Source organism: Mangrovicoccus ximenensis (assembly GCF_003056725.1).
Taxonomy (GTDB): Bacteria; Pseudomonadota; Alphaproteobacteria; order Rhodobacterales; family Rhodobacteraceae; genus Mangrovicoccus; species Mangrovicoccus ximenensis.
The window spans coordinates 1,115,838-1,131,596 of sequence record NZ_QBKZ01000001.1; the positions used below are offsets into that span (position 1 = coordinate 1,115,838).

Genomic DNA, 15,759 nt, shown 5'->3' on the forward strand with positions numbered 1-15,759 from the left:
ATCAGCTGCTCCACCGCCACAGCTTCAGCCGCGCCCAATCGGCGATGCGGTGGGTCCAGATCCAGATCAGGCGGCGGTCCTCGATCCCGATTTTCGCCACGCCCTCCATCCCTGGACGCAGCTTGGCCTGTCCGGCTGCATCGCCAAGCACCGCGTCGACCTCGAAGAAATTCAGGCCGTCGGCCTGGGACGCGACCGGAGACACCCTTTCGACCAGGATATCGACGGGTGTCTCGGGAAAGGCCGACAAGGCGAGCTGGCCGGTCTGGCCCGGCGCTATCTGGTCGATGTCGCGCTCGTCGACCTGGACCCGGACGCGATACGCGTCGAGCGGGGCTATTTCATACAGAACCTCGCCGCGGCCCACGGCATCCCCGATGCGCTGGCTGAGATCGCCGCTGACGACCACGCCGTCCAGCGGGGAATGCAGACCGGTCCTTGCGATCTGGGCGTCAAGCAGCGCGATCTGCGCGTCCGCCTGGTCGATCCGCGCGCGCAGGACGTTGAGCTCGGCCCGGTTGCTTTCCGCCAAGGCCTCATCGTATTCTACCATGCTCTGGTTGCGCTCGCTCAGGCGCCGCAGCCGCTCTATCTCAAGGTCGCTCGCGTCGAGCTGCGCCAACAGGTCCCCCTCGCCCACCACGTCGCCGGCGCGAACCGCGGCAAGTTGCAGATACCCGTCGAAAGGCACCGTCACCACGCGCTCGACCAAGCCGGAAAGCCGCGCATCGGCGGTCACCCGATAGGGCCGCTGCACGAAGACCAGCGCCGCGAGCACGGCCGCGGCAATTGCCAGCACCAGCTTGCGCCCGAGATGGCGCGGTCCGAACAGGCGCACCAGCCCGCCCCGGAGCGCATCCGCCGCCTTGAACAGGAGCGGCCGGCCGTTCAGGCGCTTCTCTTCCAGCGCGGGCGCGGCCAGTGCCGCCACTGTCTCCAAGAACAGCGCATCTTCTTCCGAGAAGGGGGAGTCGCAGGCCCGTTCCAGCACGAGGCCGCCGATCGCCCGGTCGCGGACCGGAAGCGGCGTCGCGAGAATGGCCAGCCCGCCGCTCAGCTTCGCCAGTGCCGCCTGCGCCAGCCGAACCGCCCCGTCCCCGACGGGCGCCGGGGTGAGGATGGAGTGCCATTGGTCGATGGCTTCGTCCGAGACGTGTTCGATGGCCCGCATCAGATTGCTGCGCCGGTCGAAGGCCGCGCTGTGCGATACCGCGATGACGCGGCTCTGCCGGTGCCTCCAGCGCGTGACCGAAACCCGGTCGCAATCCAGTTCGGTCGCAAGTTCGGTGGCCAGGGTGCGGCAGGCATCTTGGAAACGCGTCTCCGACAGCATCGCCGCAAAGAGTTCCAGCGACAGGCGCAGCCGGTTCTGGCCCAGCCGGTCGCGCCTGCCTTCGCGTTCGCGGAAGGCGGTGGTGATCCAGGCCGAGCCCCATTGCAGATCGCGCATGACCAGCGCCAGCGCCTGGCGTGACCGCGGCGATATCTCGACCGACACGATGCCGATCGTCTCGCCGCCGGCCCGGATCGGTTGGGCGATGTCGACGGCATCCGGCGCGCGGGCCTCGCCGGCGCCGCCTGACCTGGCCGGGCTGCCGCCCGCGTTCCGTTCGGCCAGCGGGGCAGCCCCGGTCGCTGCCGGCGGCGTCCCGGCCTCCGGCGGTTTGCGGTTTTCGGTCATGCCACGCCTCCCGGGGTCTGGGCTGCCCTGATTTCATTCGCGTTCTTGACCATCTTGCCCAGCACCTCGTCGCGCGGCCCGAAGGCCTTGACGCTGCCGCCGTCCAGCACCAGCAGCATGTCGCATTCCTGGATCGCGGCCGGGCGGTGCGCCATGATCAGCACCGACTTGCCCTCGGTCTTCATCGAGCGGATCGCGTGGTTCAGCGCCTGGCTGCCCTCGTTGTCGAGGTTGGAGTTCGGCTCGTCCAGCACCAGAATCACCGGGTCGCCGTACAGCGCGCGGGCCAGGCCCACCCGCTGGATCTGGCCGCCCGAGAGCTGCGCCCCGGCCGCGCTGACGCGGGTGTTGTAGCCGTCGGGCAGGCGCAGGATCATGTCATGCGCCGCCGCCTTCTTGGCCGCCTTGATGATGTCCTCGTCCTTGGCGCCGGGCTCCAGCCGGGCGATGTTCTCGGCCAGCGTGCCGTCGAACAGCGTCACCTGCTGCGGCAGGTAGCCGACATAGCGGCCGAGCGCGTCGGCCTCGTACTGGTCGATCGTGGCGCCATCGAGGCGGATCTTGCCGCCCGCGGCGCGCCAGACCCCGGTCAGGGCCCGCGCCAGGGTCGACTTGCCGGCCCCCGACGGCCCGATCACCCCGAGCGCCTTGCCCGGCTCCGGAGGGGCTGGCGCGGCTCGGATTGCCGACCTGACACCCGCAAACGCGGGCGAACCTGCGGCAGGACACTCCGCCCCCGCGCCCCGTCGACAGCGCCATCGCATTTGCCTCTGGGATGGCAGCGGCTGAGCGGGCAGATAGGACACCCCAAGCGCCGCCCGGACCGCGGCAGGCAGCGCGCTGGCCGCCGCCAAGTTTTGCGAGAACTTCCCAAGCCGCGGCTCCTCCCGGCAGGAGCCGCAACGCGGTCAGCGACGGACTGGCGGACAGGCCTGTCCGCAACGGCGGGGAACACTGGATCGGCCTCCGGGGCCGGTGCAGGGAGCGATCCCGGACCGGGCTCCGGAGCCGCCGGAACCGACGCGCGATGACGTCGCCGGATTTATCCCCGCGGAACCGAAGCCATGGGCAACCTGCGGCATGGCCCGCAGACCCGGCCCCGTGGATCGGGCAATGCGTGATCCAGTGCGGGAAGCACCGACCTGCGGCACGGCAAGGAGCGGCAGCTGCCGCGTCTGGGATCGGCAGAACGGCGAAGGCCGGTTCGAGCCCCGCTCCGCAGATCTCCGCTGCAGGCCTGCGCGCCAGATTGGCGGGCCGAAGCAAGGCGCGGCGGAACCAGTGCCGCGCCCGTGGCCTGGGCACCCGGACGGGGCAGCACCACATCCGGCTTTTTACCGATCTCTCCCGGGCTGGATGCAGCGCCTGCGAGCGTCGGACGGATGTGGCGGAATGTGCGCAACTCTGCCGCCGCAAGCCTTCGCGGCGCCGGCGCCATGCATTCGGCTGCTGCCCGGAACGCTCTCTGGTCGCACCCGCCTCGGCAATTTTGGAGATAGGCGCGTCAAGGCCCCGCAGTCACTGGCCAGTGAAAGCTCCGGAAACACGCTTGCCGCGGCGATCCGGTACGGGCAGCCGCTCAACCGCCAAGCCGATGGCAGACAAAGAGCCGCCGAGCGCAGTCCGATGGCAGGGCGCCCGACATTGGCGGATGCCCTGACGGCCGGTCCGGCGCTCCCGTCCCCAAGCCAAGCGGCGGCGGTTCTCCGGCGATGCGCCGCATCCCGGACGGGAGCGGCCGCCCGCCCGGGCATGGCGCGGATCGCCCGTGCGCCGGTCTTCGGGCCGGTGATCTCGGCGCGCGTGCCGCTCGCGGTCTCCGAGGCCGGCCGGGTGCATGTCTTCCGCCCCGAGGATGGCGGCGAGGAACATTACGCGGTCGAGATCGGCCGTCCGGACCGCGCGAAGCCGGTGCTGGCGCGGCTGCATTCGGCCTGCTTCACCGGCGACCTTCTTGGCTCGCTGAAATGCGACTGCGGCCCGCAGCTGCGCGGCGCGCTGGAACAGATGGGCAAGGCCGGCGAGGGCGTGCTGCTCTACCTCAACCAGGAAGGCCGCGGCATCGGGCTGGCGAACAAGATGCGCGCCTATTCGCTGCAGGACCAGGGGTTCGACACGGTCGAGGCCAACCACCGGCTGGGCTTCGAAGATGACGAGCGCGATTTCCGGCTCGGCGCGCAACTCCTGCGGACGCTGGGATTCTCCAGGGCGCGGCTCATGACCAACAATCCGAACAAGATGAAGATGCTGGCGGCAAACGGCATCGAGGTCACGGAGCGGGTGCCGCTGAAGGTCGGGCGCAATCCGCTGAACTCGGCCTATCTCGACACCAAGGCCGCGAAATCGGGGCATCTGCTGTGAGCGCCGCCGACATCGTCGTGACCCGCTGGGGCGTCCGCGCCTTCGGCCGCCGCCTCCCCGCCGCGATCGGCAAGGGCGGCATCACCCATGCGAAACGCGAGGGCGACGGCGGCACGCCCGCGGGCATCCACCGGATCGAGGGCATGCTCTACCGGCCCGACCGGATCGCGCGCCCCGCCCCCTGGGCCGAGCCGATCCTGCCGGGCGACCTGTGGTCCGACGCCTCCGGGCAGCCCGACTACAATCATGCGGTCCGCGCGCCCTACCCGTTCAGCCATGAAAAGCTCCGCCGCGCCGATCCGCTCTACGATGCCGTGCTGGTGACCGACTGGAACTGGCCCGAGGCCGAGGCCGGCCGGGGATCGGCGATCTTCCTGCACCAATGGCGGCGGCCGCGCTTTCCGACCGAGGGCTGCGTCGCCTTCGGCCGGGACGATCTGATGTGGCTGCTGTCGCGGATCACCCCGGGGACGCGGCTGATCGTGAAGGGCTGAGGCCTCAGCCCGCCGCGGCGGGGACACGCTCGCCGAAGATCGCCGAGCCGACGCGGACATGGGTCGCGCCCATCGCCACCGCCTTCTCGAAATCCGCGCTCATCCCCATCGACAGGCCGGCAAGCCCGTTGCGCTCCGCCATTTTCCGGAGCAGCGCGAAATGCAGGGCCGGCTCCTCGTCGACCGGCGGAATGCACATCAGCCCGGCCATCGGCAGGTCGAGCGAGCGGCAGAGCCCGACAAAGGCGTCGACCGCCTCGGGCAGGACCCCCGCCTTCTGCGGTTCCTCGCCGGTATTGACCTGGACGAACAGTTCCGGACAGCGCCCTTCGGCCTGGGCGAGCTCGGCGAACTTGCGCGCCAGCTTCTCGCGGTCGAGCGAATGGATCGCGTCGAACATCTCGAAGGCGGGCCGGACCTTGTTGGTCTGCAGCGGTCCGAGCAGGTGCAGCTCGATGCCTTCGTAACGCTCGCACAGCTCGGGCCAGCGGCCCTGGGCTTCCTGCACGCGGTTCTCGCCGAACAGCCGGTGGCCCTCTTCCAGCACCGCCTCGATCCGGTCCCGCGGCTGGACCTTCGACACGGCGATCAGCCGCGTGGCGCCCTCGGGGCGGCCGGCCCGGCGCTCGGCGGCGCGGATGCGGTCAAGGATCTCTGCGAGTGCCATGGTGCGAACCCTCCGTCTGACGCGGCGGTTTGACCATGCATGCGCCCAAAAGAAAAGAGCGGACCCGAGGGTCCGCTCTCCGAAAAACCGATCCGAGTGGGATCAGAAGTTCATCATGACGCCGAAGGAGTACTTCTCGGTCTCGTCGTCGGAGTCGGAGATGTCCTGTGCGTATGCAGCGCGCAGTGCCAGACCGCCGCCCAGGTCGTAACCTGCGCTCAGAGCGTAGCTCTCGGTCTCGTCGACGGCCAGGTCGGAGTCGTAGTCGATGTAGCCGTAGGACGCTGCGACGGTGATTGCGTCGAAGGTGTAGCCGACGCCGACACCGTAGGAGGTGTAGTCGGTGTCGAGGCTTTCGCTGGTGTTGCCCGGCAGGTTGATCAGGTCCCGTCGATTTCGGTCTGCGACACGACTGCGTTGAACTGCAGGCCCATGTCGAGAACCAGCTGAGCCGAGATGCCGTAGACATCCAGGTCGCCGTCGAAGACGTTTTCGGCGGTGCTGTCGAAGGAGAAACCGGTGAACTCGTCGCTGTCGTCGTCGATGTTCGCGCCGACGGTTGCGTCATGCACGCCCTGGTAGGCTGCACCGACCAGAACCGAGCCGCCTGCGAAGGCGAAGTTGTAGGTCGCACCGATGCCCAGCAGCGGATCGCTTTCGAAGTCGTCGTCCAGTTCGGCCGACACGGCGATGCCGAAGCCGCCGAAGGAGTAGTCGTAGCGGGCAACTTGGCCGCCGAAGATGCCGTCCAGGCCGTCATCGAGCGGGTCGATGCCGTAGCCGCCGCTGTATGCGCCGTACTCTTCGACGTCGCCGATGGTGCCTTTGTGCGGGCGGATGTACTCGGCGATCGCGTAGTCGAACGCGCCGTTGGTGTCACCCATTGTGATGGTGCCGAAGTCGCCCGACACGAAGACGGACTCACCGCCCTGGTCTTCTTCGTTGGCGAACTGCGGGCTGCCGATTGCGTCGTCGAGCTCGATGGCTGCGCCGAAGGTCACGCCGCCGTCGGTTTCGCCGGACAGGACGAAGGTGACGTCAAGGTCGGACACGAAGGAGTATTCGTTGTCGTCGTAGTCGTCGCCGGCCTTGATGTAGTCGTCACCGCCGATGACGCCCATCGCGGCGTAGCCTTCCAGGGTCACTTCTGCAAATGCAGCACCGCCGACCAGGACCAGCGCGCTCGAAGCAAGGAGGATCTTTTTCATGTCATCCCTCGTAGGTTACAGGTGGTCCTCAAGCGGGAGGACCCGATTGAGTTGCCCCCTATCTCACGCCGGAGAGAGCGGATTACAACAATCCCGGAGGATGCCTTGAAAACTCGCCCCCCGATTGGTGCAGCGAAGACACAGTCCCGGACATGCCCTCCGGATGGCGCGTCAGCGCATCCCGGGACGGCGCGCTTGTCCGCGGAGGGATCATCCGGTAGACACGCCGCACCGGACGGGGACGGGGTCCCCTTTCCAATCTTGGAGGTCCCAATGGGCTGGGCAGCAAAGAGTTTCGCCGCCGCGCTTTGCGCGATCGTTCTGGCCGGGTGCGCCAACGAGGGCAAGCCGGTGGTCGAGGACCCCCGGGGCAACAACCTCCTGGACGAGGGCCGCGAGACCGTCTTCGACCTGTTCGGCGCGGACCAGGACCCGAACGTCACCCTCGAGGTGAACCGCTACATCTGGAACGCCTCGCTCGAGGTCCTGTCCTTCATGCCGATCCGCAGCGTCGATCCCTTCTCGGGGCTGATCGTCTACGATTACGGCACGCCGCCCGGCGGCGGCACCTCCTACCGCGCCACGGTCCACGTGAAGGATCCCGCGCTCGACGCACGCTCGCTGAACCTGTCGCTGGCCACCCGCTCCGGCCCGGCCGCGCCCGACACCGTGCGCAAGGTCGAGGACGCGATCCTGACCCGCGCCCGCCAGCTGCGCATCGCCGACAACAACCTCTGATCCTCCGGCGCGCGGCGCAGCGGCGGGCGGGGTCTGGACCGCGCCGCCGTCCCGCTCTATCACCCGCGCCAAGTTCCCAGAGCAGACATTTAGCCGGAGGCCCTCCCATGTCCCGCTACGATCACACCCAGGTCGAACCGAAATGGCAGGCCGCCTGGGCCGAGGCAGAGGTCTTCGCCGCCCGCCACGACCCGGAGCGCCAGAAATACTACGTCCTCGAGATGTTCCCCTACCCGTCCGGGCGCATCCACATGGGGCACGTGCGCAACTACACGATGGGCGACGTGATCGCGCGCTACAAGTCCTCCGCGGGCTTCTCCGTGCTGCACCCGATGGGCTGGGACGCCTTCGGCATGCCTGCCGAGAACGCCGCGATGGCGACCGGCGGCCACCCGAAGACCTGGACCTACAACAACATCGCCGTCATGCGCGACCAGATGAAGCCGCTCGGGCTCTCCATCGACTGGTCCCGCGAATTCGCCACCTGCGACCCGGAATATTACGGCCAGCAGCAGGCGATGTTCCTCGACTTTCTCGACAAGGGCCTGGTCTACCGCAAGAACGCGGTGGTGAACTGGGACCCGGTCGACATGACCGTGCTCGCGAACGAACAGGTGATCGACGGCTGCGGCTGGCGCTCGGGCGCTCCGGTGGAACGCCGCGAGCTGACCCAGTGGTTCTTCCGGATCTCCGACTATTCCGACGAGCTGCTCTCCGCGCTCGACGGGCTGGAGAACTGGCCCGAGAAGGTCCGCACCATGCAGGCCAACTGGATCGGCAAGAGCCGCGGCCTGCAATTCGCCTTCACCCTGACCGCACCGGTCGCCGATTTCACCGGGATCGAAGTCTACACCACCCGCCCGGACACGCTGATGGGCGCCAGCTTCGTCGGCATCTCGCCGGATCACCCGCTGGCCCGCCAACTCGAGGCCGAGCGCGAGGACATCGCCGAATTCTGCAACGAATGCCGGCAGATGGGCACCTCTGAGGCCGACATGGAAAAGGCCGAGAAGCGCGGCTTCGACACCGGCCTGACCGTCCGCCACCCGCTGGACGACAGCTGGGAACTGCCGGTCTGGATCGCCAACTTCATCCTGATGGATTACGGCACCGGCGCGATCTTCGCCTGCCCGGCGCATGACCAGCGCGACCTCGATTTCGCCCGGAAATACGACCTGCCGGTGAAGAACGCCTTCTTCGCCCCCGACGACGACACGCCCGTCGGCAACGAGGCGCTGGTGCCGATGAAATCCGAAAAGGTCCGCTTCGCGGATCATTTCGCGGGCATCTCGGAGGTCACCGGCGAGGAGGCCGTCGAGGCCACGATCCGCTTTGCCGAGGCCGAAGGCTGGGGCAAGGGCGTCGAGAACTACCGCCTGCGCGACTGGGGCCTGTCGCGCCAGCGCTACTGGGGCTGCCCGATCCCGGTCGTCCATTGCGCCGATTGCGGCGTGGTGCCGGAGAGGAAGGAAAACCTGCCCGTCCTGCTGCCCGACGATGTCAGCTTCGACGTGCCCGGCAACCCGCTTGACCGGCACCCGACCTGGCGCGACTGCGCCTGCCCGTCCTGCGGCAAGCCGGCCCGGCGCGAGACCGACACGATGGACACGTTCGTCGACTCGTCCTGGTACTATGCGCGCTTCACCGCGCCGCGCGCCGCCACGCCGACCGATCCGGCCGAGGCCGCCTACTGGATGAATGTCGACCAGTATATCGGCGGCATCGAGCACGCGATCCTGCACCTGCTGTATTCCCGCTTCTTCGCGCGGGCGATGAACATCTGCGGCCACCTGCCCGACTCGGCCCGCGAGCCCTTCGACGCGCTCTTCACCCAGGGCATGGTCACCCATGCGATCTACCTGACGCGCAACGCCGAGGGCCGACCGGTCTACCACTACCCGGAAGATGTCGAGCAGAAGGACGGCAGGACCGTGCTGAAGGCGACCGGCGCCGAGGTGGAGGTCATCCCCTCCGCCAAGATGTCGAAATCCAAGAACAACGTCGTCGATCCGCTGAACATCATCCGCGATTTCGGCGCCGATACCGCGCGCTGGTTCATCCTCTCCGACAGCCCGCCCGAGCGCGACGTCGAATGGACCGCCTCCGGCGCCGAGGCCGCCTTCAAGCACCTCCAGCGCGTCTGGCGCCTGGCGGACGACGTCCGCCAGCGGGCCGAGGAGGCGGGGGCCGCAGGCCCCTCCGACGAGGCCCGCCCCGAGGACGACAAGGCCCTGGAAAAGGCGACCCACCGCGCCATCGCCGACGTGACCGCCGGGATCGAGGGTTTCGCCTTCAACACCTCGGTCGCCAAGCTCTACGCCTTCACCAATGCCGTGGCGAAATCCAAGGCCTCCGCACCGGTCAAGGCGCAGGCCATGCGCGCCATGGCCCAGCTGATGTCGCCGATGACCCCGCACCTGGCCGAGGAAATCTGGACCATGCTCGGCGGCGAAGGGCTCGTCGCCCGGGCCGCCTGGCCGGTGGCCGATCCCGCCCTGCTGGTCGAGGACACGGTCACGCTGCCGATCCAGATCAACGGCAAGAAACGCTCCGAGCTGCAGGTGCCCGCGGACATGGACAAGGCCGGAATCGAAGCCCTCGCCCTCAGCGACGCCGCCGTGCAGAAGGCGCTCGGCGGCGGCCAGCCGAAGAAGCTGATCGTCGTGCCGGGCCGGATCGTCAACGTCGTGGTGTGACGATGGCGCGGGCGACAGGACCTTCCCCCGCCCGCCTCTCCCGCCGGGCGCTGCTCGGCGGGCTGTCCCTCGGCCTCGCGGGCTGCGGCTTCGCCCCGGTCTACGGGCCGGGCGCAGCGGCAGCGCGGTGGCCAGCACCAGCCCGGCGCTGCCGGTCAGGAAGCCGCGGCGCGACAGGTTCAGCGGGCGGGATTTCGGGAAGCTCATCTCGGTCATGGATCAGGCCTCCGACGCGGCGCGCACGGCAGCGCGGATCTTGTTGTAGGTCCCGCAGCGGCACAGGTTGACCATCGCGGCCTCGATGTCGCCGTCGGTCGGCGCGGGGGTGCCGGTCAGCAGGGCGGTCGCCGCCAGCACCTGGCCCGACTGGCAGTAGCCGCATTGCGGCACCTGATGCTCGACCCAGGCCTCGACCACCTTGCGGCCGGTCTCGGTTTCCTCGACGGTCTCGATCGTCTTGATCTCGGTGCCCTCGACCATCTCGGCCGGGGTGATGCAGGAGCGCGTCGGCTGGCCGTCGACCAGAACCGTGCAGGCGCCGCATTGCGCGACCCCGCAGCCATATTTCGTTCCGGTCAGCCCCAGTTCCTCGCGGATCACCCACAGAAGGGGCGTATCGGGATCGACATCGACTTCGCGGACCGTTCCGTTGACGTTGAGCTGCACTGCGGTTCTCCTGGTTGTCCTGGCAAAAAGCTGGGCGGCCACCGGCATGGCGCTATTCCCCACATCCATGATGTGGGTTCAACGGCGGCGGCGGGGAAGTCCGGGTTCCCTCATTGCACCCATGAATGGAACTCATGAGTCCGCCCTCGGTGCGTCTCAGCCGCGTTCGCGCAGCGCGTCGAGCACCACCTGGAAGGCCGAGGAGGGCCGCTGGCGGCTGGGATAGTAGAGGTGGAAGCCGGGGAAGGACGGGCAGTATTCGTCGAGGCAGGTGCGCAGCGTCCCGGCCTGGACATGCGGCGCGGCGAGCCGCTCGGGCACCAGCGCCAGCCCGTGCCCGTCGGCCGCCGCGCGCAGCACCGGGTTGATCGTGTTGAAACAGGCCTGGCCCTGCACCTTGACGCGGATCTCGTGGCCGTCTCGGTCCTCGAATTCCCAGGCATAGAGCGCACCATGGGTCGAAAGCCGCAGGTTGATGCAGCGGTGATGCGTCAGGTCCTGCGGCGTTTCCGGCGCGCCCGCCGTGTCGAGATAGTCCGGCGCGCCGACGCAGATCATCCGTTCGTCCGGGCCGATCCGCATCGAGATCATGCCCTCGGCCACCTGTTCGCCATAGCGCACGCCGGCATCGCATTGCGAGGCGGCGAGGTCGGAATAGCCGTAATCCATCACGAATTCGACATTCACCGACGGGTGCTGCTTCAGCACCGGCGAGAGCTTCGGCCAGAGGATCGACTCGATGGCATATTCCACCGCGACGATCCGCACCGTGCCGGTCGGCTGGTCGCGGGCATCGTTCAGCGCCGCCAGCCGCGCCTCGATCTTCTCGAAGCACGGATTGATCGTCGCCAGCAGGTCCTCGCCCTCGAGCGTCGGCGCGACCGAGCGGGTGGTTCGGGTCAGAAGGCGCAGTCCCAGCCGCTTCTCCAGCCCCTTGATGGTGTGGCTCAGCGCGGATTGCGACACGTTCAGCCGGGCGGCAGCGCGGGTGAAGCTGCGTTCCTCGGCGACGGCGGCAAGCGCAATGAGATCGTTGATGTTTTCGCGGAGCATGAGGGAGGCCCTGAGCTGGTGGTCAAGGATCATTGTTGTGGTCTCCCGACGATATATGAGCCCCGCTCATCATGTCCACTGCCTGCGGCTTCAGGGCGCGAGCCGGATCAGCCGGTCGTCCGACGGACCGTCGCGGCGCGGCGAGCGGGCGGTCGTGACGGCGAAGATCCCGCCGCCGGTGACCAGCACGTCGCGCAGCCTTTCGCCCGCGTCATGGGCCTCGCTGACATCGCCTCCGGGCGTGACCGCCAGCAGGCTTCCGCTGCGCAGCCAGGAAGGCGCTGCGCCAGGACCTGCCGGGGGTCGACGGGCTGATCGCGCGGGTGCCGGACGCGCTGCAATCCGATCCGGGGCTTGCCTTCGAGCGGATGGCCTGGCGGATGCGGCGCGGGCGCTACATGGACACCGCCGAACTGATGCAGGCGCAGTCCGCGACGGCGGCGACGCTGGGACGGCCCGACCAATGGGCGGATTACCGGCGGCGGCTGGCGCGGCAGCTGATGCGCGACAAGGAGTACCGCGAGGCCTATCTGATCGCCTCGGGCCACCGGCTGACGCCCGGCGCCGACTATGCCGATCTCGAATGGCTCTCGGGCTACATCGCGCTGCGCTTCCTCGATGCGCCGGGCGCCGCGCTCGACCATTTCCAGCGGCTGCGCGCGGCGGTTTCGACGCCGATCTCGCTGGGGCGGGCGGGCTATTGGGAAGGCCGGGCCTACGAGGCGCTGGGAGAGGAAGACCAGGCGAAGGCGGCCTATGCCTTCGGCGCGGAGTACCAGACGAGCTTCTATGGCCAGCTCGCCGCCGAGCGTGGCGGCATCGCGCCCGATCCACGGCTGACCGGGGGCGAAAGCTTCCCCGACGGGGTGCGCGCGCCGTTCCGGTCCTCGCCGGTCTACCAGGCCGGGGTGACGATTTTCGAGGCCGGAGACCTGCGGCTGGCGGCGCGGTTCTTCTCGCATCTGGCGGAAAGTCTGAGCCGCGAGGATATCGGCTCGATGGCGGCGCGGCTGGAGCTGCTGCGCTCGCCGCATGTCGAGCTGGAGATCGCCAAGCGGGCCCAGACCATGGGCTACGACATCCACAAGCCGTTGTTCCCGGTGATGCGGCTCGACACCCGCCAGACGCCGGATGTCGCGCCGGAGCTGGCGCTGTCGATCGCGCGTCGCGAGAGCGAGTTCAACCATGCGGTGGTCAGCCATGCCGGGGCGCGCGGGCTGATGCAGCTGATGCCGGGCACGGCGCAGCTGATGGCGCCGGTGGTCGGCGTCAGCTACAGCCCGGCGCGGCTGACCTCGGACCCGGTCTACAATGCGCGGCTGGGCAGCGCCTACCTGCAGCGGCTGCGCGACGAATTCGGCGGCAGCACGGTGCTGGTGGCGGCGGGCTACAATGCCGGGCCCGGACGGCCGCGGGACTGGATGGAGCGCTACGGCGATCCGCGCGATCCGTCGGTGGACGCGGTCGACTGGATCGAGCACATCCCGTTCCGCGAGACGCGCAACTACGTGATGCGGGTGATGGAGTCGCTGGCGCCCTACCGTGCGCGGCTGTCGGGCAAGACGGAGCCGCTGGGGCTGGAGGCGGCGCTGAAAGCGCGCTGACCCGGGCGTCCGGGAGAGGGCGCCCCCCCTCCCTGACCCTCCCCCGCGCGCTGCCCGGAAGCCGGGCTCGACAGGCTCGCGCGGCTGGAGCTGCCCCCGCCGGTGCTGCTGGCCGCTCCGGTGGCGCTTTCCGCCCTGGCGGTGGTCGTGGCGAAGCCGCAGGCGGCGGCGGTGGCCGGAGATGGCTACCAGTTCCCGTACTATCTGCTGTTCTTCCTGGGCGGGTTTCTTGCCGGGGCACGGCATGAGGCGGTGCTGGACTGGGCGCGGCGGCAGGCCTGGCGGCTGCTTGCGGCGGCCATGGCGCTCTTCGCCTGCAAGGTGGTGCTGCTGACCCTTGCGCTGGTCGAGGACACCGCTACCGGACAGGCGCTGGCCGCGGGGGGCTGGACTCCGGCGGGACTGCATCCCGAGCGGGCGGCGATCTTCTGCGTGACCGAGGCGCTGACCGCCTGGGCCTGGTGCCTTGCCGCGCTCGGCCTGTCGGCGCGGTATCTCGCCCGGAGCGGGCGGATGCTGCCCGAGCTGACCCGCGCGGTCTTCCCGGTCTATGTGCTGCATTTCCCGCTGACCCTGGCCGGGCTTGCGCTGGCCGCGCAGGTCCCGGCGCCCTGGCCGCTCGAATTCGCGCTCCTGCTGGCCTTCGTCTACGGTGCCAGCTGGCTGCTCTGGCGGCTGGCCGACCGTCTCGGCCCGGCGCGGTATCTCGTCGGTGGCAGGCCGCGGAAGACGAAGACATAGGCCGGGCGAGGCGCCGTTGTCCGCCCCGGTTTCGATATGCAGCGCGCCATCCGGATCTGGAATGTCCCCAGGATGATCTGCGGCTCTGGCGGCCATGAAAGCGCGTCGGTCAGGGTCCCCGCCGGCAGGACGGCGGCAGGAAGCAAGGCAGCGGACCGTGCCCCGGCGCCGGCAATCGGCTGCTGCTGTCCGAAGGCGCCCCGTGAGAGCGTCTTCCGGGAACAGGATCGCAAACCTCAGCGGAATGCAGGCCGGCAGGCGCCATGTCGCGGGACCTCTGCCCGGACCGATCGCCCCAACGGGACAAAGGAAAAAGCCGGGCAGTCCGGCGCCCTGACGGTCGTGCCTCCGCCCCGGGCTCAGCCCGTCTCCGGAACTCCGCATGGAAGGCGCTGCGCTTCGCGGCCATGTGCCCGGCCGCAGGGACCGGGCCGTCATTTCCCGTCATGCCGCCGCCCTGCGCCATCCCGGATCCCATGACGGCGTCCGCCCGTGCGACCAGTCGCCGAGCCTGTCCGCATGGTGCCCGGACACGCGGGTTCGCGCCCGCTCGCTGCCTTGGCCTCGCTCGGCGCGCCGGAGGGCGCCTCCGGGAACAGGGCTGCCAGACGGGTGCCAGCGCCTGCGGAGAGGTCGCCGGCCCGCTGCCGGATCTCGGGCGATCTCCCCGTGCATCATCGCGAAGATGCGGACGCCAGCTCGTCGAACCGCTCCATGGGCTCCTTGACGGCGCCGCTGGCGTGCTCATGGGCGGCAACGCCCCCGCCGACACACAGCGTCAGGACCGGGACAGTCCCAAAGACAGCCGATGGCAGGATCGTGCCTTGTTGCCGCCTTGCCGGGTCTGCGGTCCGCCCCATGCGCCTGCGGGGCGCCGCCGTCACCCGGGGCCGGACGCAGTGGCCGATCCGGGATGGTGCGCAGCACCCTTTGCCCGGCAATCCAAGGCAGTCCGGGGAAACTTCGGGCTTCGGCGGGTTCCGCACCGGGTCTGCGGCCCAGGGCAATGCCCGTCTCGCGGCGGTCTGTGCTATCGTCGGAAAATGCCGCCCGGACATTTCCCGTCCCATTTGTACGCAGGAGCATTCGATGACGTTCAAGCCCACGGACCCTGTCACCAGCCTTGCTGCGCTGCGCGAGATCATTCCCGACCCGGTCTCGGTCCGCGTCCGGAACAAGGACATGACCTTCCTGAACGGACTGGCGCGCGCCTTCATCGCGCTGTCCCCGCTTGCCGTGCTTGCAACCCGCGCGCCCGACGGATCCGTCGCGACCTCGCCGCGCGGGGACGCGCCAGGTTTCGCCAAGGTACATGACGAGCGCACGCTGTTCCTGCCGGACCGGCTGGGCAACCACCGCCTCGACAGCTTCCGGAACATCCTGGCCAACCCCGATATCGGCCTGCTCTTCATGGTGCCGGGTCACACCGAGACTCTGCGCATCGCCGGAACCGCGCAGATCCTCCGCGATGCGGATATCCGCGAAGCGCTTGCGCATAACGGCCGGGTGCCCGACCTCGCTCTGGCGGTCACGGTCGGGACGGTCTTCATGCATTGCTCCAAGGCCTTCGTCCGCTCGGCGCTCTGGAAGCCCGCGACCTGGCCCGGCCGGGGCAGCGCCCCGACGCTGGCCCAATGGGCTGCCGAGGCCGTCCCGTCGGATCTGGACGCGGGGCAGATCCAGGACATGCATGACAGGGATGCCGCGACGCGGCTCTACTGAGCGGGAGGGCCGGGCCGGAGGCGACGGCGCGGGTCACGCCGCAGGCGACAGTCCGGCCATTCCGTGATAGGGTGCAGGGGCAAGCTGACGGCACGACCATCCTCACTGGGCAGCGGAGGACAGTCCAA

12 protein-coding genes and 2 pseudogenes are annotated in these 15,759 nt (G+C 69.2%); 7 read left to right on the forward strand and 7 right to left on the reverse strand.

Going from position 1 to position 15,759, the window contains the following annotated elements:
- Nucleotide 1: 1 nt before the first annotated feature.
- The gene (locus C7T91_RS06075; protein ID WP_161555757.1) at nt 2–1,498 is read right to left on the reverse strand and encodes an HlyD family efflux transporter periplasmic adaptor subunit; all 1,497 of its coding nucleotides are present in this window, start codon (nt 1,496–1,498) and stop codon (nt 2–4) included.
- Between the two features lie 179 nt (nt 1,499–1,677).
- A pseudogene (locus C7T91_RS06080) lies at nt 1,678–2,373 on the reverse strand (ATP-binding cassette domain-containing protein); the annotation flags it as partial.
- Between the two features lie 1,093 nt (nt 2,374–3,466).
- Here C7T91_RS06080 and ribA point away from each other — a divergent pair.
- Together ribA and C7T91_RS06090 are read left to right on the forward strand one after the other, a co-directional pair.
- Nucleotides 3,467–4,042, forward strand: a pseudogene (gene ribA, locus C7T91_RS06085) (GTP cyclohydrolase II); the annotation flags it as partial.
- Nucleotides 4,039–4,536, forward strand: a complete 498-nt coding sequence (locus C7T91_RS06090; RefSeq protein ID WP_108258392.1) for a L,D-transpeptidase family protein — start codon at nt 4,039–4,041, stop codon at nt 4,534–4,536. The pseudogene ribA and the gene C7T91_RS06090, both read left to right, overlap by 4 nt.
- Before the next feature lie 4 nt (nt 4,537–4,540).
- Here C7T91_RS06090 and C7T91_RS06095 read toward each other — a convergent pair whose 3' ends face one another.
- The 3 genes from C7T91_RS06095 to C7T91_RS06105 form a co-directional block, all read right to left on the reverse strand.
- Nucleotides 4,541–5,203 carry a YggS family pyridoxal phosphate-dependent enzyme gene (locus C7T91_RS06095; protein WP_108258393.1) on the reverse strand — a complete coding sequence of 221 codons (663 nt, stop codon included), beginning with the start codon at nt 5,201–5,203 and terminating at the stop codon, nt 4,541–4,543.
- Nucleotides 5,204–5,305: 102 nt separating this feature from the next.
- Nucleotides 5,306–5,587, reverse strand: coding sequence for a porin (locus tag C7T91_RS39115; protein ID WP_108258530.1), 282 nt, complete (start codon nt 5,585–5,587; stop codon nt 5,306–5,308).
- Nucleotides 5,584–6,411 (reverse strand): porin, encoded by an 828-nt coding sequence (locus C7T91_RS06105; RefSeq protein ID WP_108258394.1) that lies wholly within the window; start codon nt 6,409–6,411, stop codon nt 5,584–5,586. The genes C7T91_RS39115 and C7T91_RS06105 overlap by 4 nt, the downstream gene beginning before the upstream one ends.
- A 273-nt stretch (nt 6,412–6,684) precedes the next feature.
- Between C7T91_RS06105 and C7T91_RS06110 the strand changes: the two genes are divergently transcribed.
- Together C7T91_RS06110 and leuS are read left to right on the forward strand one after the other, a co-directional pair.
- Entirely contained in the window at nt 6,685–7,149 is a 465-nt protein-coding gene (locus tag C7T91_RS06110; RefSeq protein WP_108258395.1) for a DUF3576 domain-containing protein, read from the forward strand.
- 107 nt (nt 7,150–7,256) lie between these two features.
- The gene (gene leuS, locus C7T91_RS06115; RefSeq protein ID WP_108258396.1) at nt 7,257–9,845 is read left to right on the forward strand and encodes a leucine--tRNA ligase; all 2,589 of its coding nucleotides are present in this window, start codon (nt 7,257–7,259) and stop codon (nt 9,843–9,845) included.
- Between the two features lie 219 nt (nt 9,846–10,064).
- Here leuS and C7T91_RS06120 read toward each other — a convergent pair whose 3' ends face one another.
- Nucleotides 10,065–10,511 carry a (2Fe-2S)-binding protein gene (locus tag C7T91_RS06120; protein ID WP_108258397.1) on the reverse strand — a complete coding sequence of 149 codons (447 nt, stop codon included), beginning with the start codon at nt 10,509–10,511 and terminating at the stop codon, nt 10,065–10,067.
- Between the two features lie 156 nt (nt 10,512–10,667).
- A complete protein-coding gene (locus tag C7T91_RS06125) occupies nt 10,668–11,597 on the reverse strand; it encodes a LysR family transcriptional regulator (protein WP_330848814.1) in 930 nt (309 codons plus the stop codon).
- A gap of 290 nt (nt 11,598–11,887) precedes the next feature.
- On the opposite strand from C7T91_RS06125, the gene C7T91_RS06130 reads away from it, so the two are divergent.
- From C7T91_RS06130 to C7T91_RS32240, 3 genes are all read left to right on the forward strand, one after another.
- Complete coding sequence (locus tag C7T91_RS06130; RefSeq protein WP_108258398.1) at nt 11,888–13,168, forward strand: lytic transglycosylase domain-containing protein; 1,281 nt, start codon at nt 11,888–11,890, stop codon at nt 13,166–13,168.
- 102 nt (nt 13,169–13,270) lie between these two features.
- Nucleotides 13,271–13,909 carry a hypothetical protein gene (locus C7T91_RS06135; RefSeq protein WP_108258399.1) on the forward strand — a complete coding sequence of 213 codons (639 nt, stop codon included), beginning with the start codon at nt 13,271–13,273 and terminating at the stop codon, nt 13,907–13,909.
- Between the two features lie 1,089 nt (nt 13,910–14,998).
- Nucleotides 14,999–15,631: an MSMEG_1061 family FMN-dependent PPOX-type flavoprotein gene (locus C7T91_RS32240; RefSeq protein WP_161555758.1), complete on the forward strand. Its 633-nt coding sequence runs from the start codon at nt 14,999–15,001 to the stop codon at nt 15,629–15,631.
- Nucleotides 15,632–15,759 lie beyond the last annotated feature (128 nt).